Consider the following 509-nt stretch of genomic DNA (forward strand, 5'->3'; position numbering starts at 1 on the left):
AAGTGACTTGGTCAACCAAGGATTCACCCCAGTGAAACCAGACGAGAAAGTTCCAGTTAAAGACAAAGCGCACTTAACTCCAGAAGAGAAAAAACAAGTGGAAGACAAAGTCAAAGCGAAGAACCCAGGTAAGGAAGTCACTGTAGGCGAAGACGGCACCGCAACGTTGAAAGATCCAACAACCGGCATCAGCCACCAAATTCCAGGAAGTGACTTGGTCAACCAAGATTTCACCCCAGTGAAACCAGACGAGAAAGTTCCAGTTAAAGACAAAGCGCACTTAACTCCAGAAGAGAAAAAACAAGTGGAAGACAAAGTCAAAGCGAAGAACCCAGGTAAGGAAGTCACTGTAGGCGAAGACGGCACCGCAACGTTGAAAGATCCAACAACCGGCATCAGCCACCAAATTCCAGGAAGTGACTTGGTCAACCAAGATTCACCCCAGTGAAACCAGACGAGAAAGTTCCAGTTAAAGACAAAGCGCACTTAACTCCAGAAGAGAAAAAACA

1 pseudogene is annotated in these 509 nt (G+C 46.2%); it reads left to right on the forward strand.

The window, feature by feature from the left end:
* A pseudogene (locus tag HT734_RS08140) lies at positions 1-448 on the forward strand (surface protein Rib); the annotation flags it as partial.
* Positions 449-509: the final 61 nt, after the last annotated feature.

It is taken from the genome of Streptococcus sp. k-90 (assembly GCF_013277565.1).
Taxonomy (GTDB): Bacteria; Bacillota; Bacilli; order Lactobacillales; family Streptococcaceae; genus Streptococcus.